The sequence below is a fragment of the Pseudomonas sp. MPB26 genome (genome assembly GCF_046605355.1).
Lineage (GTDB): Bacteria > Pseudomonadota > Gammaproteobacteria > Pseudomonadales > Pseudomonadaceae > Aquipseudomonas > Aquipseudomonas cedrina.
Genome location: NZ_CP176793.1, coordinates 3,573,739 through 3,596,763, shown reverse-complemented (window position 1 = coordinate 3,596,763; position 23,025 = coordinate 3,573,739). Strand labels below are relative to the sequence as shown.

The 23,025-nt window shown below is 61.3% G+C and carries 18 protein-coding genes; 8 read left to right on the top strand and 10 right to left on the bottom strand.

Translation table 11 applies throughout. The features are described from left to right. Position 1: 1 nt before the first annotated feature. The gene (locus ACLH0H_RS16720; protein ID WP_411378843.1) at positions 2 to 661 is read right to left on the bottom strand and encodes a GntR family transcriptional regulator; all 660 of its coding nucleotides are present in this window, start codon (positions 659 to 661) and stop codon (positions 2 to 4) included. A gap of 280 nt (positions 662 to 941) precedes the next feature. Here ACLH0H_RS16720 and xdhA point away from each other — a divergent pair, with 280 nt between their 5' ends. From xdhA to guaD, 4 genes are all read left to right on the top strand, one after another. Beyond that, positions 942 to 2,390, top strand: coding sequence for a xanthine dehydrogenase small subunit (gene xdhA, locus ACLH0H_RS16715; protein WP_411378842.1), 1,449 nt, complete (start codon positions 942 to 944; stop codon positions 2,388 to 2,390). Continuing rightward, positions 2,383 to 4,776 carry a xanthine dehydrogenase molybdopterin binding subunit gene (gene xdhB / locus ACLH0H_RS16710; RefSeq protein ID WP_411378841.1) on the top strand — a complete coding sequence of 798 codons (2,394 nt, stop codon included), beginning with the start codon at positions 2,383 to 2,385 and terminating at the stop codon, positions 4,774 to 4,776. Before xdhA ends, xdhB begins: the two co-directional genes overlap by 8 nt. 115 nt (positions 4,777 to 4,891) lie before the next feature. Continuing rightward, complete coding sequence (gene xdhC / locus ACLH0H_RS16705) at positions 4,892 to 5,731, top strand: xanthine dehydrogenase accessory protein XdhC (protein ID WP_411378840.1); 840 nt, start codon at positions 4,892 to 4,894, stop codon at positions 5,729 to 5,731. Between the two features lie 12 nt (positions 5,732 to 5,743). Continuing rightward, positions 5,744 to 7,051 (top strand): guanine deaminase, encoded by a 1,308-nt coding sequence (gene guaD / locus ACLH0H_RS16700; protein ID WP_411378839.1) that lies wholly within the window; start codon positions 5,744 to 5,746, stop codon positions 7,049 to 7,051. 155 nt (positions 7,052 to 7,206) lie between these two features. Here guaD and ACLH0H_RS16695 read toward each other — a convergent pair whose 3' ends face one another. Continuing rightward, entirely contained in the window at positions 7,207 to 7,971 is a 765-nt protein-coding gene (locus tag ACLH0H_RS16695) for a GntR family transcriptional regulator (protein ID WP_411378838.1), read from the bottom strand. A gap of 245 nt (positions 7,972 to 8,216) precedes the next feature. Here ACLH0H_RS16695 and ACLH0H_RS16690 point away from each other — a divergent pair, with 245 nt between their 5' ends. Next, positions 8,217 to 9,407: a benzoate/H(+) symporter BenE family transporter gene (locus ACLH0H_RS16690; RefSeq protein WP_411378837.1), complete on the top strand. Its 1,191-nt coding sequence runs from the start codon at positions 8,217 to 8,219 to the stop codon at positions 9,405 to 9,407. A gap of 40 nt (positions 9,408 to 9,447) precedes the next feature. Here ACLH0H_RS16690 and ACLH0H_RS16685 read toward each other — a convergent pair whose 3' ends face one another. Then, on the bottom strand, positions 9,448 to 9,792 hold the full coding sequence (locus ACLH0H_RS16685; protein WP_010208515.1) for a YggL family protein: 345 nt from the start codon (positions 9,790 to 9,792) through the stop codon (positions 9,448 to 9,450). Between the two features lie 237 nt (positions 9,793 to 10,029). On the opposite strand from ACLH0H_RS16685, the gene dacB reads away from it, so the two are divergent. Next, a complete protein-coding gene (gene dacB / locus ACLH0H_RS16680; RefSeq protein WP_411378836.1) occupies positions 10,030 to 11,490 on the top strand; it encodes a D-alanyl-D-alanine carboxypeptidase/D-alanyl-D-alanine-endopeptidase in 1,461 nt (486 codons plus the stop codon). A gap of 334 nt (positions 11,491 to 11,824) precedes the next feature. On the opposite strand, the gene ACLH0H_RS16675 is transcribed toward dacB, so the two are convergent. Both ACLH0H_RS16675 and rlmKL read right to left on the bottom strand, forming a co-directional pair. Beyond that, positions 11,825 to 14,254 carry a diguanylate cyclase gene (locus tag ACLH0H_RS16675; protein ID WP_411378835.1) on the bottom strand — a complete coding sequence of 810 codons (2,430 nt, stop codon included), beginning with the start codon at positions 14,252 to 14,254 and terminating at the stop codon, positions 11,825 to 11,827. Positions 14,255 to 14,456: 202 nt separating this feature from the next. Beyond that, entirely contained in the window at positions 14,457 to 16,721 is a 2,265-nt protein-coding gene (gene rlmKL, locus ACLH0H_RS16670; protein ID WP_411378834.1) for a bifunctional 23S rRNA (guanine(2069)-N(7))-methyltransferase RlmK/23S rRNA (guanine(2445)-N(2))-methyltransferase RlmL, read from the bottom strand. Positions 16,722 to 17,263: 542 nt separating this feature from the next. Between rlmKL and rmf the strand changes: the two genes are divergently transcribed. Next, entirely contained in the window at positions 17,264 to 17,479 is a 216-nt protein-coding gene (gene rmf / locus ACLH0H_RS16665; RefSeq protein WP_074702867.1) for a ribosome modulation factor, read from the top strand. A 251-nt stretch (positions 17,480 to 17,730) separates the two neighbouring features. Here the strand turns inward: rmf and ACLH0H_RS16660 are convergent, their stop codons facing one another. From ACLH0H_RS16660 to sctC, 5 genes are all read right to left on the bottom strand, one after another. Then, positions 17,731 to 18,750 carry a quinone-dependent dihydroorotate dehydrogenase gene (locus ACLH0H_RS16660; RefSeq protein WP_411378833.1) on the bottom strand — a complete coding sequence of 340 codons (1,020 nt, stop codon included), beginning with the start codon at positions 18,748 to 18,750 and terminating at the stop codon, positions 17,731 to 17,733. Positions 18,751 to 18,836: 86 nt separating this feature from the next. After that, a complete protein-coding gene (locus ACLH0H_RS16655; protein WP_411378832.1) occupies positions 18,837 to 19,298 on the bottom strand; it encodes a transglycosylase SLT domain-containing protein in 462 nt (153 codons plus the stop codon). Beyond that, on the bottom strand, positions 19,291 to 19,689 hold the full coding sequence (locus tag ACLH0H_RS16650) for a winged helix-turn-helix domain-containing protein (protein WP_411382426.1): 399 nt from the start codon (positions 19,687 to 19,689) through the stop codon (positions 19,291 to 19,293). The genes ACLH0H_RS16655 and ACLH0H_RS16650 overlap by 8 nt, the downstream gene beginning before the upstream one ends. A 155-nt stretch (positions 19,690 to 19,844) precedes the next feature. Next, on the bottom strand, positions 19,845 to 20,069 hold the full coding sequence (locus ACLH0H_RS16645; RefSeq protein WP_411378831.1) for a FliM/FliN family flagellar motor switch protein: 225 nt from the start codon (positions 20,067 to 20,069) through the stop codon (positions 19,845 to 19,847). Between the two features lie 15 nt (positions 20,070 to 20,084). Beyond that, positions 20,085 to 21,524: a type III secretion system outer membrane ring subunit SctC gene (gene sctC, locus ACLH0H_RS16640; protein WP_411382425.1), complete on the bottom strand. Its 1,440-nt coding sequence runs from the start codon at positions 21,522 to 21,524 to the stop codon at positions 20,085 to 20,087. A 273-nt stretch (positions 21,525 to 21,797) separates the two neighbouring features. Here sctC and ACLH0H_RS16635 point away from each other — a divergent pair, with 273 nt between their 5' ends. Beyond that, positions 21,798 to 23,024 (top strand): CmpA/NrtA family ABC transporter substrate-binding protein, encoded by a 1,227-nt coding sequence (locus ACLH0H_RS16635; protein ID WP_411378830.1) that lies wholly within the window; start codon positions 21,798 to 21,800, stop codon positions 23,022 to 23,024. The last annotated feature ends 1 nt before the right edge of the window (position 23,025 follow it).

Here is a 23,025-nt window from a genome sequence, read left to right as displayed (position 1 = left end):
TTTAGGCGTCCGCCAACGCGGCGATGACCAGCGAACTGCTGCGCTGGCAATAGGCCGACAGCACCTGGCGAATCTGCACCAGGTCACGGGCCAATACGGCGGCGAGCAGTTGTTCGAACAGCGCCAGGTACTCGCTCATCGAGGCCTTGCGTTGATCCAACGCCAGGTAATAGGCGCGGTTCATCGCCGGCTGCAGGTTTTCGACGGTTTCCTGCAGGTACGGGTTGTTGGCGAAGGGGTACGCGGCGCGCATCACGTTGAAGCTTTCTTCAACGAAGGCGCGGATGTCCTCGCGCTCATAGCTGGCCTGCAGGCGCTGCTGGATCTGCAGGAACGGCGCCATGTCCGCCTGGCTCTGCCAGCCTTCGGCGACCGCATTGCCGAGCAGGATGTACATTTCGCCCATCAAGGTGCATAGGCTCTGCACTTTGTGCGCCGTCAGCTCGGTAACGTGGGCGCCACGGCGCGGCAGGATCGCAATCAGGTGGCGACGTTCGAGGATCAACAGGGCTTCGCGCACGGAACCACGGCTGACATTGAGTGCCAGCGTGACCTTTTGCTCCTGGATCCGCTCCCCAGGCTTGAGATCGCCGCGAATGATGCGTTCGGCGAGGTGGTGAGCGATTTGCTCGGCGAGACTGTCCGGCGCCTTGAACGTCATGTTTTCCCTTCAAAATCTTCTATCGGTACAAGCGCGGCAGTGTAGCGCATTGGCCCGCTGATGGCGCTACGCCCACGGTGGCGAATTTGGCACGGAATAAGCAGCGCTTGCCGTGTATCAGCCTGCAAAAACACCGGTTTCAGAAGACTGGACCATAATTGAAAGTGTTGTAACTGCAATTTCTTGACCTTATGGTCAGAAAATCGTTGACCGAAAAGTCAGACATGACTAGATTCGGCGCAAAGCGGTTAACAACAATAATGAGTCTGCGAGGCCTTCCGTGATCCAGTTTTTACTCAACCAGGAACTCCGTAGCGAGCACGCCCTGGACCCCAACCTGACCGTGCTCAATTATCTGCGCGAACACTTGGGCAAACCCGGTACCAAGGAAGGCTGCGCCAGCGGCGACTGCGGCGCGTGCACCGTGGTGGTCGGCGAGCTGCACACCAATGACCAGGGCGCCGAGCAGATCCGTTATCGCAGCCTCAATTCGTGCCTGACTTTTGTTTCGTCGTTGCACGGCAAGCAACTGATCAGCGTCGAAGACCTCAAGCACCAGGGCCAACTGCACAGCGTGCAACAGGCCATGGTCGAGTGCCACGGCTCGCAATGCGGCTTTTGCACCCCAGGTTTTGTGATGTCGCTGTTCGCCCTGCAAAAGAACAGCGACGCCCCCGACAGTCAGAAAGCCCATGAAGCCCTGGCCGGCAACCTGTGCCGTTGCACCGGTTATCGTCCGATCCTCGCCGCCGCCGAGCAGGCCTGCTGCAACAAGCCGCAAGACCAGTTCGACAGCTGCCAGGCCGACACCATCGCCCGCCTCAAAGCCATCGCGCCGACGCAAACCGGTGAACTCAACAGCGGCGACAAACGCTGCCTGGTGCCCCTGACCGTGGCCGACCTGGCCGACCTTTACGACGCCTACCCGCAAGCCCGGCTGCTGGCGGGCGGCACCGACCTGGCGCTGGAAGTCACCCAGTTCCACCGTACGCTGCCGGTGATGATCTATGTTGGCAACATTGCAGACATGAAGCGCATCGACGATTTCAATGATCGTCTGGAAATCGGCGCCGCCACCGCCCTCTCCGATTGCTACACCGCGCTGCACCAGGCCTACCCGGACTTCGGCGAACTGCTGCAGCGTTTTGCCTCGCTGCAGATTCGCAACCAGGGCACGCTCGGCGGCAATATCGGCAACGCCTCGCCGATCGGCGATTCGCCGCCGCTGCTGATCGCCCTCGGTGCGCAAATCGTGCTGTGCAAGGGCGAAACCCGCCGTACCCTGGCCCTGGAAGACTACTTCATCGACTACCGCGTCACCGCCCGCCAGGACAGCGAATTCATCGAAAAAATCATCGTGCCGAAGGGCCACACGCTGTTTCGCGCTTACAAGGTTTCCAAGCGCCTGGACGACGATATTTCCGCCGTTTGCGCCGCCTTTAACTTGAAACTCGACAACGGTGTGATCCGTGACGCGCGCGTTGCCTTCGGCGGCATGGCCGCCACGCCAAAACGCGCCAAACACTGCGAAACGCTATTGATCGGCGCCACCTGGAATGCCGCCACCGTCGAGCAAGCCTGCGCCGCGCTGGCCGAGGACTTCACCCCGCTTTCGGACTTCCGCGCCAGCAAGGAATACCGCCTGCTCAGCGCGCAGAACCTGCTGCGCAAATACTTCATCGAACTGCAAACGCCGCACATCGAGACTCGGGTGACCGCTTATGTCTAACCATCACGCCGTGGTAAAAACCCAGGCCGAACTGGCCGAGCTGTTCGCCCAGGGCCTGACCTCCGGCGTCGGCCGCAGCGTCAAGCATGACAGCGCCGCCAAGCACGTGTCCGGTGAGGCACAGTACATCGACGACCGCCTCGAATTCCCCAACCAGCTGCATCTGTATGCGCGCCTGTCCGACCGCGCCCACGCGAAAATCCTCAGCATCGACACCGCGCCCTGCTACGCCTTCGACGGCGTGCGCATCGTGATTACCCACGAAGACGTACCGGGTTTGAAAGACATCGGTCCGCTGCTGCCCGGCGATCCGTTGCTGGCCATCGACACCGTGCAGTTCGTCGGCCAGGTGGTGCTGGCGGTGGCTGCCCGCGACCTGGAAACCGCGCGCAAGGCAGCGATGGCGGCGGTCATCGAATACGAAGACCTGGAACCGGTGCTCGATGTGGTCCAGGCCTACCGCAACAAGCATTTCGTGCTCGACAGCCACACCCACCAGCGCGGTGATTCGGCCGGCGCGTTGGCCACGGCAAAAAATCGCATCCAGGGCACCCTGCACATCGGCGGCCAGGAACACTTCTACCTGGAAACCCAGATCTCCTCGGTGATGCCCACCGAAGACGGCGGCATGATCGTCTACTGCTCCACGCAGAACCCCACCGAAATCCAGAAACTGGTGGCCGAAGTGCTCGACGTGTCGATGAACAAGATCGTCGTGGACATGCGCCGCATGGGCGGCGGCTTCGGCGGCAAGGAAACCCAGGCCGCCAGCCCGGCATGCCTGTGCGCAGTGGTCGCGCGCCTCACCGGCCAGCCGGCCAAGATGCGCCTGCCGCGTGTGGAAGACATGCTGATGACGGGCAAGCGCCACCCGTTCTATATCGAATACGACGTGGGTTTCGACGACAGCGGGCGCCTGCACGGGATCAATCTGGAACTGGCGGGTAACTGCGGCTGTTCGCCGGACCTGTCCAACTCGATTGTCGACCGCGCGATGTTCCACGCCGACAATTCGTATTACCTGGGCGATGCGACGGTGAATGGCCATCGCTGCAAGACCAACACCGCGTCCAACACGGCCTATCGCGGCTTCGGCGGCCCGCAAGGCATGGTCGCTATCGAGGAAGTGATGGACGCCATCGCCCGCCACCTGGCGCTGGACCCACTGGCCGTGCGCAAAGCCAATTACTACGGCAAGACCGAGCGCAACGTCACCCACTACTACCAGACCGTCGAGCACAACCTGCTCGAAGAGATGACCGCCGAACTGGAAGCCAGCAGCCAATATGCCGAGCGCCGCGAAGCGATTCGCCTGTACAACGCCCACAGCCCGATCCTGAAAAAAGGCCTGGCGCTGACGCCGGTCAAATTCGGCATTTCGTTTACCGCCAGCTTTCTCAACCAGGCCGGTGCGTTGATCCACATCTACACCGACGGCAGCATCCACCTCAACCACGGCGGCACCGAGATGGGCCAGGGTTTGAACACCAAGGTGGCGCAAGTGGTGGCCGAAGTGTTCCAAGTGGACATCGACCGTGTACAGATCACGGCGACCAACACCGATAAAGTCCCGAATACCTCGCCGACCGCCGCCTCCAGCGGCGCCGACCTGAACGGCAAGGCTGCGCAGAACGCCGCCGAAACCATCAAGCAGCGCCTGGTGGAATTCGCCGCGCGCAAGTATGAGGTAAGTGAAGCCGATGTGCAGTTCCGCAACGGCCATGTGCGCGTGCGCGAGCAGATCCTGACCTTTGAGGCCTTGATCCAACAGGCGTATTTCGCCCAGGTCTCGCTGTCGAGCACCGGGTTCTACAAGACCCCGAAGATCTTCTACGACCGCAGCCAGTCGCGCGGACGACCGTTCTACTACTTCGCGTTCGGCGCGGCCTGCTGCGAAGTCATCGTCGACACCCTGACCGGCGAATACAAGATGCTGCGCACCGACATCCTGCACGACGTGGGCGCCTCGCTGAACCCGGCCATCGACATCGGCCAGGTGGAAGGCGGGTTTATCCAGGGCATGGGCTGGCTGACCATGGAAGAGTTGGTGTGGAATGACAAAGGCAAGCTGATGACCAGCGGCCCGGCCAGTTACAAGATCCCGGCCGTGGCCGACATGCCGCTGGACCTGCGGGTGAAGCTGGTGGAAAACCGCAAGAATCCGGAAGACACGGTGTTCCATTCCAAGGCCGTGGGCGAGCCGCCGTTCATGCTCGGGATTGCGTCGTGGTGCGCGATCAAGGATGCGGTGGCGAGTCTGGGTGACTATCGTCATCAGCCCAGGATCGACGCGCCGGCGACGCCGGAGCGGGTGCTGTGGGGGTGTGAGCAGATGCGCAAATTGCAGACGGTGAAGGCGGCTGAAACCGAGATGGCTTCGCTCTAGACCGAGGCGCTGCCTTCGCAGGCAAGCCAGCTCCCACAGGGGAACGCATTCCAAGTGTGGGAGCTGGCTTGCCTGCGATAGCGGCCGAACTGACAACAGAGATGTTGAGGTAGACATGAACAATTGGATCAGTGCCCTAGCCCAGCTGCAAGACAGCGGCGAACCCTGCGTACTCGTCACCATCATCGAAGAACTCGGCTCCACGCCGCGCAACGCAGGTTCCAAGATGGTAATCAGCGCCGCGCAGGCCTTCGACACCATCGGCGGCGGCCACCTGGAATACAAGGCGATGCAGATCGCCCGCGACATGCTCGCCCGTGGCCAGCACAACACCCATCTGGAGCGCTTCAGCCTCGGCGCCAGCCTGGGCCAGTGCTGCGGTGGCGTGACCGTATTGCTGTTCGAACCCATGGGCCAGGTGCAGGCGCAGATCGCGGTGTTTGGCGCCGGCCATGTCGGCCGCGCGTTGGTGCCGTTGCTGGCGAGCCTGCCATGCCGGGTGCGCTGGATCGATTCGCGCGAACAGGAGTTTCCGGAACATATCCCACAGGGCGTGCGTAAAATCGTCAGCGAAGAGCCGGTCGACGAAATTGCCGACCTGCCTGCGGGCAGTTACTGCATCGTAATGACCCACAATCACGCGCTGGACCTGGAACTCACCACTGCCCTGCTCAAGCGCAATGACTTCGCCTACTTCGGCCTGATCGGCTCGAAAACCAAACGGGTCAAGTTCGAACATCGCCTGCGGGATCGCGGCTTCGATGCTGCGCAATTGCAACGCATGCGCTGCCCCATGGGCCTGGGCGAGGTGAAGGGCAAATTGCCAGTGGAAATCGCCATCTCCATCGCCGGCGAAATCATCGCCACCTATAACGCCCATTTCGGCCAGCACACCGCGGGCGCCGAGCCTATTGCCAAACTGCTGCCGGCTTCGCGTCGCAGCCAAGCCATCTGAATTGAGAAGACCATGCCTTTGACTCGCAAAGCCTACCGTGCCGCCATTCTGCACAGCATCGCCGACCCCGCTGAAGTGGGTATCGAAGCGTCCTATGAGTATTTCGCAGATGGTTTGCTGGTGATCGAGAACGGCCAGATCAGCGCTGTCGGCCATGCCGGGGATTTGCTACCGACCCTGCCTGCCGATATCGACATCACCCATTACCAGGACGCGCTGATCACGCCCGGCCTGATCGATACCCACATTCACCTGCCGCAGACCGGCATGGTCGGCGCCTATGGCGAGCAGTTGCTGGACTGGCTCAATACCTACACCTTCCCCTGCGAGAGCCAGTTCGCCGACAAGGCCCACGCCGAGGAAGTCGCGGATATTTTCATCAAGGAACTGCTGCGCAATGGCACCACCACCGCACTGGTGTTCGGCAGTGTGCATCCGCAGTCGGTCAACGCGTTTTTTGAAGCGGCCGAGAAGCTCGACCTGCGCATGATCGCCGGCAAAGTGATGATGGACCGCAACGCGCCGGACTACCTGACCGACACCGCCGACTCCGGCTACCAGCAGAGCAAGACGCTGATCGAGCGCTGGCACGGCAAGGGCCGCCTGCACTACGCGGTCACGCCACGCTTTGCGCCGACCAGCACGCCGGAGCAATTGGCGCTGGCCGGGCAACTGCTCGGCGAATATCCGGATTTGTACCTGCAGACCCACATCAGTGAGAACAAGCAGGAAATCGAGTGGGTAAAAGCGCTGTTTCCGGAGCGCAACGGTTACCTGGATGTGTACGACCATTACAAGTTGCTGGGCGAGCGCTCGGTGTTTGCCCACGGCGTGCACCTGTGTGATGAAGAGTGCGCGCGGCTGGCAGAGACGGGTTCGGCGGTCGCGTTCTGCCCCACCTCAAACCTGTTCCTGGGCAGCGGTTTGTTCAACCTGCCGATGGCCGAGAAGCACAAATTGAATGTGGGCCTGGGCACCGACGTCGGCGGCGGCACCAGTTTCTCGCTGCTGCAGACCCTGAACGAAGCCTACAAGGTCATGCAACTGCAGGGCGCGCGGTTGAGCCCGTTCAAGTCGCTGTACCTGGCGACACTGGGCGGCGCGCGGGCGCTGCGGCTGGAGGACAAAATTGGCACGTTGCAGCCGGGGACGGAGGCGGACTTTTTGGTGCTGGACTACAATGCCACGCCGCTGCTGAGCTATCGCTTGAAGCAGGCCAAGGATATTGCGGAGACGTTGTTTGTGTTGATGACGCTGGGGGATGATCGGACGGTGTTGCAGACCTATGCGGCGGGCAATCTGGTGCACCAGCGTCAATAGTAGTCACAACACAAAACCAAATGTGGAAAGCTGGGCTTGTGTGGGAGCGGGGCTTGCCCGCGATGCAGGCACCGAGGTGTATCAGTGATACCGCAGTGATGCTATCGCAGGCAAGCCAGCTCCCACACAAGCCCGCTTCCACATTTTGATCGGGTTTACAACTTGACGGAGGAGCGCCCCGGCTTCCTGGTCTGCAACAAATGCGAGAACACCGCATGCAAATCGTCCGACGCGCTCTCTTCATCGAGGTTGAGCTTGCTGTCGATATGATCCATGTGATGCATCATCAAATTCACCGCCAGAGTCGCGTCCCGCGCTTCGATCGCATCGATCAACTGGGTGTGTTCATCGTAGGAACAGTGCGAGCGGTTGCCGCTTTCGTACTGGGCGATGATCAACGAGGTCTGGGACACCAGGCTGCGCTGGAAGCTGATCAGCGGCGCGTTCTTTGCCGCTTCCGCCAGCTTGAGGTGGAACTCGCCGGAGAGACGGATGCCGGCCCCGCGATCGCCACGGGAAAAACTGTCGCGTTCGTCGTTGACCATCTGGCGCAGTTCGGCCAGTTGCTCAGCAGTGGCATGTTGCACCGCCAGCTCGGTAATCGCCCGCTCCACCAGACGCCGCGCAAGGAACACTTGGCGTGCTTCCTCGACACTCGGGCTGGCCACCACCGCGCCGCGATTGGGCCGCAACAGCACCACGCCTTCATGGGCCAGGCGCGACAGCGCGCGGCGAATGATGGTGCGGCTGACGCCGAAAATTTCGCCCAGCGCCTCTTCACTCAATTTGGTACCGGGCGCCAGACGTTGTTCGAGAATCGCCTCGAAGATATGCGCGTAGACGATATCGTCCTGGGTTCCGCTGCGAGCGGCCTTGCCGGCTCGCGGTTGTTTCTTGAGAGGTTGCAACTGTTCGTTCATGGGCACTCGGGTTTGGAGAACGGCGGCGAATTAACGGTAATACAGTGACTTTACGGTAATACGGCAACAGCGGGTCGCTGGCAAGTATCACCTGAAAACACGGCACATTGTACACAACCGCATGCGCCAACACACTGTACGGCTGTTTGCGCCGGCGGCTGTATTGCAATGAGTCGTCAGGTTTGAGTTTAGGCTTGAATCCGCGCCGTCACCGGCTAACACCCAGGTAAAAGGAACACCTCTGCATGACCGATTCCCCACAGGCGCCTTTACGTCCGCTGGCCGATACTTCGTTTGCGGCCGTCGTCGCCGGTTTTATCGCCATGATGACCGGCTACACCAGTTCCCTGGTGCTGATGTTCCAGGCAGGCCAGGCGGCGGGGTTGACCACGGCGCAGATCTCTTCGTGGATCTGGGCCCTGTCCATCGGCATGGCGGTGTGCAGCATTGGCTTGTCCCTGCGCTATCGCACGCCGATTACCATTGCCTGGTCGACGCCGGGCGCAGCGCTGCTGATCACCAGCCTTGGCGGTGTGAGTTATGGCGAGGCCATCGGGGCCTACATCACCTGTGCGGTGCTGGTGACGATTTGCGGGTTGACCGGCAGCTTTGAAAAACTCGTCAAGCGCATTCCTGCATCACTGGCCGCCGCTTTGCTCGCCGGGATCCTGTTCAAGATCGGCAGCGAGATCTTCGTCGCCGCGCAACACCGTACCGGCCTGGTGCTGGGCATGTTCTTCACCTACCTGATCACCAAACGGTTATCGCCGCGTTATGCGGTACTGGCCGCGCTGGTGATCGGCACTACACTGTCCGGGTTGATGGGGCTGCTGGACTTCAGCGGTTTTCACCTGGAAGTGGCAACGCCGGTGTGGACCACGCCGCACTTCTCGTTGGCGGCAACCATCAGCATCGGCATTCCGTTGTTTGTGGTCGCGATGACCTCGCAGAACATGCCCGGCGTCGCAGTCCTGCGGGCCGACGGCTACAGCGTGCCCGCCTCACCCCTGATCACCGCCACCGGCCTGGCTTCGCTGGTGCTGTCGCCGTTTGGCTCCCACGGCATCAACCTGGCCGCGATCAGCGCGGCGATCTGCACCGGGCCTCATGCCCATGAGGACCGCAACAAGCGCTACACCGCCGCCGTGTGGTGCGGGGTGTTCTACGGGGTTGCCGGGGTATTCGGCGCGACATTGGCGGCCTTGTTCGCAGCCTTGCCCAAGGAACTGGTGCTGTCGATTGCAGCCCTGGCGCTGTTTGGCTCGATCATCAATGGCCTGAGCATCGCCATGAATGAACCGAAGGAACGGGAAGCGGCGCTGATCACCTTTATGGTCACCGCGTCTGGCTTGACGCTGTTTTCCATCGGATCGGCGTTCTGGGGGATTGTGGCGGGGGTGTTGACGCTGCTGATTCTGAATGGACGCAAGGCATAAAAAAACGGCGACCCTGTTCAGGTCGCCGTTTTTTTCTGTATCACTTGGCCGCGTTGATCGGCTTTTCCGGATACCACACGTCCAGCAACGGGCTGACTTCAGCCTTGGTCAGCTCGGAACGGGTTTTCAGCCAGGCTTCAACAGCCGCGCGCTGCTCTTCGGAGACCGAGCCACGCTTCTGCAGGCAAACCAGACCGTAGTCATCGCCGCCGACGTAGCCCAGGCCATTGGCTTCCATGGCTTCTTTGATGAATGCTTCGAGGAAAGCGTCGATAGCTTCTTCACTCAGGCCTTCTTTGAAGTCCAGGTTCAGTTCGAAACCCAGCTCTTGAAATTCATCAACGCACAGTTTTTTGCGCAGACGCTGGGAACGGTTAGTCGCCATTGGAACAATCCTCATAAGTAATAACGGGCGGCACTTTAGCAGTTTAAGACGGCGATTGCCCGACTCTCTGGGACAGGCGGCACCCTGCCGGCAAAAAAACGCCGATTACCCGCTATGGTTCAGCTACAAGTGGCGCCACCTTGGGGCATAATGCCGACACTTTCATGACCATTGAGGGATTTTTCTTATTTACCCCTCACCTTTTTCACCCTCCTCAGCAGTAGGGTTTTACCTCTTATGATCAAATCTTTGCGTTCCGTATTTTTCGCCGGTCTTATCCTGCCCTTGGCCTTTTCCGCCACCGCTGCCCCCGTCAACACCACCTTGCCGCCGAATGTGCAGCAGGCACTCGCTAAAGCCAAACTGCAAAACACGGCGCTGTCCCTGGTGATGATCCCGTTGAACGGCCCGGGCACGCCTACCGTATTCAATGCCGACGTCTCGGTGAACCCGGCTTCCACCATGAAGCTGGTCACCACCTATGCAGCCCTGGAAATGCTCGGCCCCAACCACCAGTGGAAAACCGAGTTCTACACCGATGGCACCCTCAGCGGCGGCGTGTTGCACGGCAACCTGTACCTCAAGGGCGGCGGCGACCCCAAGCTGAACATGGAAAAGCTCTGGCTGCTGATGCGCGACCTGCGCGCCAACGGTGTGCAGCAAGTCACCGGCGACCTGGTGCTCGACCGTGGCTTCTTCATGCAACCGCAACTGCCCGAATTCAATGACGATGGCAACGACGAGAACAAACCGTTCCTGGTCAAGCCGGACGCGCTGCTGGTCAACCTCAAGGCCCTGCGGTTCGTGACGCGCAATGATTCGGGCCGGGTATTGGTGTCGGTTGAGCCGCCGATTGCCAGCATCCGCATCGACAACCAGGTCAAGGTCTCCAACGCCAAGCAATGCACCGGTGACGTGCGCTACAACCCGGTCACTGCCGCTGATGGCAGCGTGACGGTAACCGTCAGCGGCCAATTGGCCGAAGGCTGCAGCTCGCAGACCTACCTGTCGTTGCTGGACCACGCCACCTATACCGCTGGGGCCGTCCGGGCGATCTGGCAGGAGCTGGGCGGTACCATCCAGGGCCGTAACCTCCAGGCGCCCGTGCCAAAAGACGCCAAAGTGCTGGCCCGGGCGTTCTCGCCGGACTTGGCGGAGATCATCCGCGACATCAACAAATACAGTAACAACACCATGGCCCAACAGCTGTTCCTGAGCCTGGGTGCGCAGTTTCGCAACGATGCCGATGGCGACGATGCCAAGGCGGCGCAACGTGTGGTGCGCCAGTGGCTGGCGAAGAAAGGGATCACCGCGCCGCATTTGGTGATGGAGAACGGCTCGGGCTTGTCACGCGCCGAACGCGTCAGCGCCCGCGAGATGGCAGCGATGCTGCAAGCCGCCTGGCATAGCCCCTACGCCGCCGAGTACATCAGCTCGATGCCGATCGCCGGCACCGACGGCACCATGCGCAAACGTCTGAAAACCACCGCCATGCGCGGCGAAGCCCACGTCAAGACCGGCACCTTGAACACTGTGCGCGCCATCGCCGGGTTCAGCCGCGACAACAACGGCAACACCTGGGCGGTGGTGGCGATTCTCAACGATCCGAAGCCATGGGGCGCTTCGTCGGTGCTGGATCAGGTGCTGCTGGACCTGTATCGCCAGCCGAAGTTGGCGGCGGTTGCCCCGGTGCTCTGAAAGGGCTTCATCCCGGCAGGAGCGGGCTTGTGTGGGAGCGGGCTTGCCCTCGAAGGCGGTGCGCCAGTGAATAGCTCTGGTGACTGTCACACCGCTTTCGCAGGCAAGCCAGCTCCCACAGGGATTGATGGTGTTCGCCAGTCCGGTGCCTGGCACCGAAAAAACTGTGGGAGCGGGCTTGCTCGCGAAGGCGGTGCGTCAGTGGATAAATCTTGTGACTGACACACCGCTTTCGCAGGCAAGCCAGCTCCCACAGGGGATTGATGGTGTTCGCCAGTCCCGTGCCTGGCACCGAAAAAACTGTGGGAGCGGGCTTGCCCGCGAAGGCGGAGTATCAGCAATGGGCGGGCTGACCGCCATCGCGGGCAAGCCCGCTCCCACAGGTTTCAACCCGATCCCTGCCCGCCTGCTTGGCCACGTACACCGCTGAGTCGGCGCGCAGCAGCAACCCATCGACACCTTCGCCCACTCGCCAACTGGCCACGCCAAAGCTGGCAGTAACAATGCCGACCGGCTCCATCGGCGCATTGCGCAGCGACGACCACAATTCCATCGCCAGAATGTAGGCCTGCGCGCCATCAGTTTGCGGGCACAGCACCATGAATTCCTCGCCGCCCAGGCGGCAGAACACATCGGTGCGGCGCAGGCGCTGACTGATGCGTTTGCACAGTTCCTGCAATACACCGTCGCCGACCGCATGCCCATGCCTGTCGTTGATGCGCTTGAAGTGATCGATATCCAGCATGATCACCGACAAGGCCCCTGACGTGCGGTTGAGCCTGACCATTTCGATCTTGAGCCGATCCTGGAAATAGCGGCGGTTGTGAATCCCGGTCAGGGAGTCGGTGATGGAAAGCGCGCGCAGCTCTTCTTCCACCCGCTTGAGATCGGAAATATCCGACACATAGCCATGCCACAACGTACCGCCAGTGGGTAACTCTTCCGGAGTCGCTTCGCCGCGAATCCAGCGCAGGCCCCGTTGCGGCAACAGCACCCGGTACTCTTCGCGCCAGTGGCTCAACTGCAGCGCCGACAAGCGGATCGACGCACGCACCCGATTCGCATCCAGCGGATGAATACGCTCGAAAACCTTCTGTGCGTCCTGCTGCAATACGCCGGGATCGATTTCATAGATGTCACGCATACCGTCGCTGGCATAGATGAATTTCCAGCTGTCCCTGGGCTCCAGGGTGAACTGGAAGATGCCGCCGGGCACATGGGCGCTGAGTTTTTTGAGCAGGCGGTCCCTGGCAGCCAAGGCCTCGTAGGCACGCTTCTGCTCGGTTATGTCCAGGTAGATCGCCAGGTGGCCGACCCACAACCCATGGTCATCGAGCAATACCGTGGCCAGCATATTCACGGTCAGTTGGCTGCCATCCTGGCGGATTAGCCTCCACTCACGGGCTTCGTGCAGGTTGTCCGGGCTTTCCACCAGCATCGCCTGGCTGGCGGGAATCCGCTTGCCCAAGGCTACACTCAAGCTGGCGGAGCGCGCTTCCAGTTCCGACGCCAGGTGCAGGCTTTCCAGGGTGTGGGCGCCCACCACTTGCTCGGCCTTGAAGCCCAGCATCTGTTCGGCGCCAGCGTTGAAGGTGTTGATGACACCGCGCAAGTCGGTGGCGATGATGGCGACCTGGGTGGCCGCATTGAGCACGCTACGCAATTGACCATGGGCGCCGCGCAATTCCTGCTCGCGCAGACGCAGTTGCGCGGTACGCTGCTCCACCAGCTTCAACGCGCGCTGGCGTTGACTCACAAGCACATAGAGCAAGGCGGCGAGCAGCAGGCTGAGCAGGCCGCCCATGGTCAGGATCGTGCTCAACGAGGAATGGTTGGCCTGGTCGAACACTTGGCTCGGGCGCAGGCTAAGGGCGTACACATGGTCGCCCAGGGTCAGGCGGCGCGCGCCGACCAAATCACGATCGGACGCGACCGTACCGGACTCGAACAGCACACGCTTTTGCACGTCGGACGTATCAACCAGTTGCATGACCAGGTTGTCCCGGTCCGGCTTGGGCAATCCTTCGGCCACCAGTTGGCGCATGCTGATTACCGCCATCACGTAGCCGTAGGGCTCGCTCCGGGAGTGTTCGGACGTGGGCGCGTGACTCACCGGCGCGACCAGTAAAACCCCGGTGGCATAGGCCGGCTCCACCCCGACCAATTGCATGGGCTGAGACACCGCCAGCTCGCCGGTTGCGCGCGCGCGCTCAAGGACCGAGCGTCGCAGCGGCTGGGCCAGCAGGTCAAAGCCGAGCGGTGTGCCCAGCAGGCTTTGAGTCTGGCTGTACACCACCGGGACATATTCATCGCGCTCGAGCGCCGGGACCAGTTGACCTGCCGGATTCAACTCGCGGATAACAAAGGGCGTGCCGCGCTGAACGGAAACCTGCCGTTCAAACTGGCTGCGCTGCCCGCGATACACCCGAGGCGCCCACGAGTACGCGCGGGCGCGTAACAACAAGGGCTCGGCGAACCCGTCGAACTCTTCGCGGGACACTTCATCGGAATTGACAAAGAAACGCCGCAGGCTGTTAAGCCGCTGTTCCTGGTCTTCGAAGCGTTCCTGCAGGCGGATATAGCGCTCATTGACCAGCAGTTGGAAGCGTTGACGCACCTGTTGCTGGTAGAGGTCGGCGGCCGCCCAGGCGACGATCGCCGTCAACGCGAAACCTGACAGCAACACCACCAATGCCACCAGCCAAGCCGACGCCTGCTCACTGATAAAGCCTAGGATCTTGGGGCGAACAGCTTGTAACGGCATAGGCAACACTCAAGACGCCAGCCTGCGGGGTGTCACGTTGGCCAGGCCTTAAGTTATAGCCATCGACCCAAGGTTTGACCAGCGCAAAACCACTGTAGGAGCGAGCTTGCTCGCGAAAACTCAGGAGCGCCACGTTTCTTCGGGATAAACGCGGCGCTCTCGGGTTTTTCGCGAGCAAGCTCGCTCCTACAAGGTACGGTGGTCAGCGAGCCGTGATTTTCCACGCCCGGTGGATCTTCGCGTTACGCGCGAAATCCGGGTCGATGGTCTTGTCGCTGATTTCCTCAACCGCGTAGCGTTCGCTGAGGTTGTCCTCCAGCACGAACTTGCGGAAGTTGTTCGAGAAGTACAACACACCACCCGGTGCCAGGCGCGCCATGGCCAGGTCGAGCAGTTGCACGTGGTCGCGTTGTACGTCGAAGATGCCTTCCATGCGCTTGGAGTTGGAGAAGGTCGGCGGGTCGATGAAAATCATGTCGAACTCATCGCGGCTGGCTTCCAGCCAGGCCATCACGTCACCCTGCTCCAGGCGGTTCTTGTCGGAGAAACCGTTGAGGGAGAAGTTGCGGCGCGCCCAGTCCAGGTAGGTCTTGGACAAGTCGACACTGGTGGTGCTGCGCGCGCCGCCCTTGGCCGCGTGCACGCTGGCCGTGGCGGTGTAGCAATACAAGTTGAGGAAGCGTTTGCCGGCCGCTTCTTTCTGGATGCGCATGCGCATCGGCCGGTGGTCGAGGAACAGGCCGGTGTCCAGGTAGTCGGTGAGGTTGACCAGCAGCTTGACGCCGCCTTCGCTGACTTCGGTGAACTTGCCCTGGGCGCTCTGGCGCTCGTACTGCTTGGTGCCGCTCTGACGCTCGCGACGCTTGACCACCACGCGGCTCTTGTCGATGTTCAAGGCCTGGGGAATCGCTGCCAGGGCATCGAACATGCGTGCGGAGGCTTTTTCCGGGTCGATGGACTTGGGCGCGACGTATTCCTGCACGTGGACCCAGTCGTGGTACAGGTCGATGGCCATGGAGTATTCCGGCATGTCGGCGTCGTACACGCGGTAACAATCCACGCCTTCACGCTTGGCCCATTTGCCCAGCAACTTGAGGTTCTTCTGCAGGCGGTTGGCGAACATCTGCCCGCCTTCACTCAGGCGCGCCTGCTCGACCACCGGGGCTGGAGCGGGTTTGATCGGGTTGCCGTTCTTGTTGTACTGGCGTTCCTGCGGCTCGGCCGGCGCCTGATCGTAAGCGGCTTGCTCGCGTTCGGCCTGGCGCTGCTCCGGGGTGCGGCGCTCGCCGGTGACGAACTGATCCGCGTTGACCTTGATCAGCAGCAACTTGCACGGCAACGCGCCGTTCCAGAACGAATACTGCTTGTGGCTGCGGATGCCCATGCGCTTGCCCAGGTCCGGCGCGCCAGTGAACACCGCCGCTTCCCAGCCCATGCACGCCTGGCGCAGACGCTCACCAAGGTTCTGGTAGAGGTACAACAGGCTGGCTTCGTCACCCAGACGCTCGCCGTACGGCGGGTTGCAGATGACCAGGCCTTTCTGGTTCTGGTCCGGGCGCGGCTCGAAGGTGCCGACTTCGCCTTGATACACCTTGATCCAGTGGCTCAGGCCGGCGCGCTCGATGTTGTTGCGCGCGGGCTGGATCAGGCGCGGATCGGCTTCGTAGCCGCGAATCCACAGCGGCGGCTTGTTCATACCGATGGCGGCACGTTCGGTGGCTTCGGCGTGCAGTTTCTTCCACAGTGCCGGGACGTGACCGAGCCAAGTGGTGAACCCCCACAGTTCGCGATTCAGGTTGGGCGCCATGTCGGCGGCGATCATCGCGCCTTCCACCAGGAAGGTGCCCACGCCACACATCGGGTCGCTCAGCGCGCCGCCTTCAGCGGCAATACGCGGCCAGCCGGCGCGGATCAGGATCGCGGCGGCGAGGTTTTCCTTCAGCGGCGCCGCGCCCTGCTGCAGGCGGTAACCGCGCTGGTGCAGGCTGTGGCCGGAGAGGTCGAGGGACAGGATGGCTTCGCCACGGTCCAGGCGCAGGTGAATGCGCAGGTCCGGGTTGATCTTGTCGATGGAGGGACGTTCGCCGGTCGGCGTGCGCAGCTTGTCGACAATCGCATCCTTGACCTTCAGCGCGCCGAAGTGGGTGTTGTCGATGCCCGAACCGTGGCCGCTGAATTCAACCGCCAGGCTGCCGTCGCTGACCATGTGGTCGGCCCATTCGATATCCAGTACGCCGTGGTAGAGGTCTTCGGCGTCCTTCATCGGGAAGCGCTTGAGCACCAACAGCACGCGGTTGGCCAGGCGCGACCAGAGGCACAGGCGGTAGGCGGTTTCCATGTCGGCCATGCCGCGCACGGCCGAGGTGTGCTCGCGGGCTTCCTCAAGGCCAAGCCCGACGGCTTCCTCGATCAGCAGGCCTTCAAGGCCCTTGGGGCAGGTGAGGAAGAGTTCAAAACGGTCCGACATGGGGCATTCCAGGCTTTTCAGCAATAAATGAACGGGCGACGCATCGCCGGCTCGGTTTTCAATCAAGCACTTTTCTTGAAGAGTGCTCGCGTGGCACGAATGTGCCGTTCCACCCCGTCCGCCAGGCACTCGGGCCTTTATTGACGGGGCAGAAAGAACTTTTAACAACTAAACCCGCAACAAAAAGAAATATTGCGACCCTTCGTCGAATAATAACCGACTGCAACGGGCGGGCATTCTCACTAAGGGATTAAACCCATCCGCTGTGCAGGCTGCATCATAGCTGGCTTTGCCAGATAAAGGGGGCCCGACGCCATCCCGGCTTATGGCCATAGCATCATTATCGTTACGTGCTTATGACAAAACGATCATTGAATCCATGTGACCTATTGGTTAGAACTCAACACAGGTCGGCGCCGTTACGGTTCTGACACATAGGCTCGCCACGCCGGCAGCGAGCCCACCAACGGCAGAAAAACTCTGCCCGGCCCCACACAGGGTCGAAGGATATCAAGACAGTCAACAAGTGAGGGAAACACCCTATGAGAAGACTTAAGCGTGATCCGTTGGAAAGAGCATTTTTACGCGGATATCAATATGGCGTTCATGGCAAATCCCGTGAGCTTTGCCCATTTACTCTACCGTCGGTACGTCAAGCCTGGATCAATGGCTGGCGAGAAGGACGCGGCGACAACTGGGACGGTATGACTGGCACTGCGGGAATCCACAGACTCAACGAACTTCGCGCCGTCGGCTAATCAAGGGCAATCAATTCCGACATCACTACCTTTGAATATGTAACGACTTACCATGCACGCCCCATCCGGGCGGCGGGCTTCGGCCCAGGGGCTCCTTCAAGGAGCCCTTTTTATTGGGCGGGTCTCACGCCTGATCGTTCCCACGCTCTGCGTGGTAATGCATCCTGTGACGCTCTGCGTCACCTAGCTTCTCGGCGGGACGCGGAGCGTCCGGGGCGGCATTCCCACGCGGAGCATGGGAACGATCAGCATCAGCGCAAGGCAGCGATCGCATCCACCGACTGGCGAATCAGCGCCGGCCCCTTGTAGATAAAGCCGGAATACAACTGCACCAGGCTGGCGCCGGCGGCGATTTTTTCCGCCGCATGCTTGCCTTCGGTGATGCCGCCCGCAGCGATGATTGGCAATCGCCCGGCCAGCTCGGCCGCCAGCACCTTGACGATATGGGTGCTTTGCTCGCGCACCGGCGCACCCGACAGACCGCCCGCCTCGTCACCATGGGCCAGGCCTTCGACACCCACGCGACTGAGCGTGGTGTTGGTGGCGATCACCGCATCCATTCCCGCATCCATCAGGGCCTGGGCGACCAGGACGGTTTCTTCGTCGCTCATGTCCGGGGCAATCTTGATCGCCAAGGGCACGCGTTTGCCATGGCGCACCGCCAAGTCTTCCTGACGCTGGCGCAAGGCTTCGAGCAGTTGCTTGAGGGAGTCGCCGAACTGCAGGCTGCGCAGGCCCGGCGTATTGGGCGAGCTGACGTTGACGGTGACGTAGCTGGCATGGGCGTAGACCTTGTCCAGGCAGATCAGGTAGTCATCCACCGCACGCTCAACCGGCGTGTCGAAGTTCTTGCCGATATTGATGCCCAGGATGCCCTTGTATTTCGCTGCCTGTACCCGCGATAACAAATGATCAACCCCCAGGTTATTGAAGCCCATGCGGTTGATGATAGCCTCGGCTTCGGGCAGACGGAAGATGCGCGGCTTGGGGTTGCCCGGTTGTGGCCGCGGGGTCACGGTGCCGACTTCGACAAAACCGAATCCCAGCTGTGCAAAACCGTCGATGGCTGCCCCGTTCTTGTCCAGGCCGGCCGCCAGGCCGACCGGGTTGGGGAAGTCGAGTCCCATGACGGACACCGGCATTTTCGCCGGCGCCTTGCATACCAGCCCATTGAGTCCCAGGCGGCCACCCGCGCCGATCAGGTCCAGGGACAGATCGTGTGAGGTTTCCGGGGAGAGTTTGAACAACAGCTGGCGGGCCAGGGTATACATGGGCAGGCTAGACTCGGATGGCGGCGAAAGGTGGCGGCGATTATAGCCGGGGTGACGGTGAGCGCGCGAGGCGTGAACCGCAATCGTCAGTAGCGATGCCCAACCAACTGCTCATAAACCGCCCAGATTTTTTGCGCATACTGCATGCGCAGCGCCTCACGCTCGGGCTCGGACCCCGTCCCCACATTGTAGGAACCTACCGCTGTCCAGTTATAGCCGAAGCGCTGGATGAACTCGGCGAGAATCGAAGCACCCACCTCGATCGACAGGCATGGCTCATTGATCAAGCGCTCTTCGGTGATCCCCTGCTTGAGCAGGCGCGGCAGGTGGATGCTGTTGATCTGCATCAGACCAATGTCTCGAGTGCCGTTGCGGTTGGCGTGATTTATCGCTTGCGCGCGATAACCCGACTCCACGGCGGCAATCGCTTGCAGCAACTCCGGCTCGATATTGAAGCGACTCGCGGCGCTTTCCCAGCAATAGGCCAGTGCCTGGTGACTGACCATCAGCGCACTCAACGCCAGGCCCTTGCTCCAGAACCTAGCCACAATTTACTGAGCCCTGGCTGACTTGCCCGCAGACCGAACACACATATTCCCTGGGGGCATGGACGGCTTTATTGACCGTACACGTGAAGCGGTACCCCTGGCCGTAGATCGTCTTGATAAACCCCTTGTCGACGCCAAGCTGCTTGCGCAACGAGTAGATACAGCGCGTCAGCGATTCTTCGGCGACCTCCCCCTGTGGCCAGGCAAGCTCAAGCAAGCGATCCTTGGTCATCAACGCCCCACCGGAAACCAGCAGCAGCCGCAACACCTGCCACTCCTTGGGCGGTAGCTGGACGTCCGAACCCTCGCCCGTCAGGCGACCATGGTCATGCAAGGTCCAGCGTCCAAAAACCAGGGAAGTCGTCGTTACTCCATCATCCATGACGGCCATCATTACCTCGGCATCCGACTACTGACATTGAAGTCCTCGTTTCCATCACTGGCTTATGGGCCCATGTCACCACTATAAAAAACCGCCTCACCGCTCACGTTAGGAAAAAGCCCATACATGCGGCGGTTTCGGGAGCCGCGCTGTAAGACGTTTCGCTATTCACCTCCACCAGGCAGCCACGCCTGATACACCTCCTGCAACTCAACCCCCAGCCGGTCCTCCAATTGCACCAGCTCGCCCAAGGCCAGTAATTGCCCGTTTACCCGAACTTCCACGCAATGGATTATCTCCGGCGCCAGCGGCAACACCTTTCCGGGCGCAAAGGCTGCCAGGCGCCTACGGCTGATCAGTTGTTCCTGTAGAAGAATTTCCAGATGCATGGGTTAACGCCTTGTTTACGGTGGGAGATCGTGTTCCGGACGTACAAACGCACGTTGCACTCGCTCGTATTGCGCAGCCGTCAAGGGTGGCGGCCCTGCGTCCTGGTCCTGTCCCTTCAATTCGCTGCCCACCGCCCTGGCCTGGATCACAAACAGACGCACCTGAGCCGGACGTCCAGCCCCCCGTCCTTCAGGCTCCCGTGGAAACGCGCCCAGCCATAGGCGCCTGCCTTGCGGTACACGCACCACGCTGTTGATGCCCACTCGCCCCACCGCCGCGCTTTTTTCGCGACGCCCCGCCTCGGTTATCTGGCGGCCTTCTTCAACCTCAAGGCGCATCTCGACCTGGTTGGCCTCGACAAAACGCGGCAGTACGCTGACCTGGGTGCCATAACGCACCGGTTTCCAGTCAGCCTGGTCGCCTTCGGGCGGTGGCAGATAGAACGTGTGGTTATCCTGGAAAACTGCAGGCACATTTTCCTGGGTGAGGATGACCGGCAAGGTCGTCACCCTCGCGCGCCGACGACGCTCCAATGCGCCAACCCTGGCCATAAGGTGCCTGTCATCCAGGGGGGGCAGGATTCGCGTGGTCGACATCTGCCTGTCCCCATCCCCGTCCAGGCCCAGTTTTTTCAGTTCGTCGCGCTCCACATCCACCAGCCACAACGAGATCTCGATCGCTCGCTTGGGTAGGTCGAGTTCCGCCACCAGTTTCTGGACGAAATTCACCTGCGCCGGCTTGCCCTTGATCAGCAGGCTGTTGCTATCCGGATAGGCGATCACGCCAAGGCTCTTGTCGGCCAGCAGCCCCTTGTGTTCACTGGCCAGCAGGGCCTCGATCATCGAGGCCATCCCGGGTACGGTGACCGACCTGTCGCTTGTGCCGTACTGGCGATCCCCCACGTCGGTGTTGAGCACCTGGACGATGCCGAAAGCCTGCGCCCCGACCCGCAAGTCGGCCCGTTGGCGGTCCATCAACTGGGCCAGGCGCAGCACCTGGTCGACATAGTTGGGTGGGCCGGACACATAGAATGTTCGTCCGCCGCTTTCACGCAGCGGGTAGCGCGACTCGTCGAGGCCCGAGCGGCGCATGAGGGCGCGCAGCCTGTCGACGCTTATATGCCGCAAGGTCACTGCGGAGCTTTTCGCCTCGCCCGCGCCATACACATAGAGCGCTTGCCCGTCGCTGTACCAGATCAACCCTTGTTGCAACGTGAGCGCCTCCAGGGCCTGCTGCGGCGCATCGAAGTCGAGCGCAACGCTGAGTCGCTTGCGTGCTACTTCGCGGCTGACAACGATGGACAGGCCCAGTGGCTCCGAGAGTGCGGTAAACACGGTATGCAGGCTTTCGTCCTGTGCCACGTACAGCTCGCCCCAGGCAAGCGCACTTCCCGACACCAGCGCGGCAAACAGCGCAACAAGGAAAAGCCGGCGGCACGGCCAGAGACTGGGCATCGTTGCAAGAAAGTCGGCGTGCACCGTGGGGTTTCCTGGGCGGTCGAGCAATGAGAGTGCGGCCATACTGAAAGGCCGCCCGGTTTCAATCTTGATGGAAAGTTGACGGCCATCCAGGCCTTGCCATCCGTGGCATGTGCCTTGCTATGAACTCTGTATCAGAGCACGCGCCAACGGCGGAGCGGGCTACGGACAAAGGCGTCGTTACCCGCATTGGCTTGCAGCGCCATCTGAGGGAACGACGCTTTTTTTTGAAAGAAAAGGTAGGTGTTGATGAACGATTCGGTTGGCAACAGCCCGATGAACGACCCGCTGGCCTGGGTCAACGGCAGTGACGCCCCGGAAAAGAGCAGCCTGGACCTTGGCTTCATGGCCTTGAGCGACTGCGCCTCGATAGTAGTGGCCGCCACCCAGGGCTTCGCGCAATTCCATGGCCTGACCTTGAACCTCAAGCGCCAGTCGTCATGGGCCAACCTGCGCGACAAACTGGTCAGTGGCGAACTGGATGCCGCCCACAGCCTGTACGGGCTGATCTATGCCGTGCATCTGGGCATCGGCGGCGTCGCGCCCATCGACATGGCCGTACTGATGGGGCTCAACCAGAACGGCCAGAGCATCAACCTGTCGCACGGTCTGCAGCAACAAGGGGTGATCACTCCTGAAGCACTGGACCGCCACGTGCACCAAAGCCGAACAAAACTGACCTTCGCCCAGACCTTTCCCACAGGCACCCACGCCATGTGGCTGTATTACTGGCTCGCAAGCCAGGGTATCCACCCGCTGCAGGATGTGGACAGCGTGGTGGTTCCGCCACCGCAAATGATTGCGCACCTGCAAGCCGGGCGCATCGACGGGTTTTGCGTCGGCGAACCCTGGAGCGCCAGCGCGGTGCGGCAAAACCAGGGCTTTACCTTGGCGACGACCCAAGCGATCTGGCCCAACCATCCAGAGAAGGTACTCGGCTGCACCCAGGCGTTCGTGGACCAATACCCCAACACCGCGCGGATACTGGTGATGGCCATCCTGGAAGCCAGTCGGTTTATCGAGCAAAGCCGCGAAAACCGCCGCTCCACTGCGCAGTTGCTCAGTGGCCGCGAGTACCTCGACGCCCCGCTCGACTGCATCGAGCCGCGCCTGCTGGGCGCCTACGACGACGGCCTGGGCAACCAGTGGCAGGACCCGCACGCCCTGCGCTTTTTTGCCGGTGGCGAGGTGAACCTGCCCTACCTGTCCGACGGCATGTGGTTCATGACCCAGTTTCGGCGCTGGGGCCTCTTGCGCGAAGACCCGGACTATCTCGACGTTGCGCGCCAAGTGCAGCAATTGACGTTGTATCGCCAGGCAGCCGACGCGTTGGGTATTGCGGCCATAAACCAGAACATGCGCAGCAGCCAGTTGATCGACGGCAAGACTTGGGACGGTTCCGACCCTGCCGGTTATGCCCGAAGCTTTCGCCTGCACGCCCTGGCCGATACCACTCACCGCCAAGCCTGGCGCTGAC

Excerpts from the sequence above, each read along its gene's own strand:
- xdhC (WP_411378840.1), top strand. The coding sequence starts at position 4,892 with ATGAACAATTGGATCAGTGCCCTAGCCCAGCTGCAAGACAGCGGCGAA.
- ACLH0H_RS16675 (WP_411378835.1), bottom strand. The coding sequence starts at position 14,254 with ATGCCGTTACAAGCTGTTCGCCCCAAGATCCTAGGCTTTATCAGTGAG.
- sctC (WP_411382425.1), bottom strand. The coding sequence starts at position 21,524 with ATGCCCAGTCTCTGGCCGTGCCGCCGGCTTTTCCTTGTTGCGCTGTTT.
- ACLH0H_RS16635 (WP_411378830.1), top strand. The coding sequence starts at position 21,798 with ATGAACGATTCGGTTGGCAACAGCCCGATGAACGACCCGCTGGCCTGG.
- rlmKL (WP_411378834.1), bottom strand. The coding sequence starts at position 16,721 with ATGTCGGACCGTTTTGAACTCTTCCTCACCTGCCCCAAGGGCCTTGAA.
- ACLH0H_RS16660 (WP_411378833.1), bottom strand. The coding sequence starts at position 18,750 with ATGTATACCCTGGCCCGCCAGCTGTTGTTCAAACTCTCCCCGGAAACC.
- ACLH0H_RS16695 (WP_411378838.1), bottom strand. The coding sequence starts at position 7,971 with ATGAACGAACAGTTGCAACCTCTCAAGAAACAACCGCGAGCCGGCAAG.
- xdhB (WP_411378841.1), top strand. The coding sequence starts at position 2,383 with ATGTCTAACCATCACGCCGTGGTAAAAACCCAGGCCGAACTGGCCGAG.
- ACLH0H_RS16685 (WP_010208515.1), bottom strand. The coding sequence starts at position 9,792 with ATGGCGACTAACCGTTCCCAGCGTCTGCGCAAAAAACTGTGCGTTGAT.
- ACLH0H_RS16645 (WP_411378831.1), bottom strand. The coding sequence starts at position 20,069 with ATGCATCTGGAAATTCTTCTACAGGAACAACTGATCAGCCGTAGGCGC.
- guaD (WP_411378839.1), top strand. The coding sequence starts at position 5,744 with ATGCCTTTGACTCGCAAAGCCTACCGTGCCGCCATTCTGCACAGCATC.
- rmf (WP_074702867.1), top strand. The coding sequence starts at position 17,264 with ATGAGAAGACTTAAGCGTGATCCGTTGGAAAGAGCATTTTTACGCGGA.
- dacB (WP_411378836.1), top strand. The coding sequence starts at position 10,030 with ATGATCAAATCTTTGCGTTCCGTATTTTTCGCCGGTCTTATCCTGCCC.
- ACLH0H_RS16690 (WP_411378837.1), top strand. The coding sequence starts at position 8,217 with ATGACCGATTCCCCACAGGCGCCTTTACGTCCGCTGGCCGATACTTCG.
- ACLH0H_RS16720 (WP_411378843.1), bottom strand. The coding sequence starts at position 661 with ATGACGTTCAAGGCGCCGGACAGTCTCGCCGAGCAAATCGCTCACCAC.
- ACLH0H_RS16650 (WP_411382426.1), bottom strand. The coding sequence starts at position 19,689 with ATGGCCGTCATGGATGATGGAGTAACGACGACTTCCCTGGTTTTTGGA.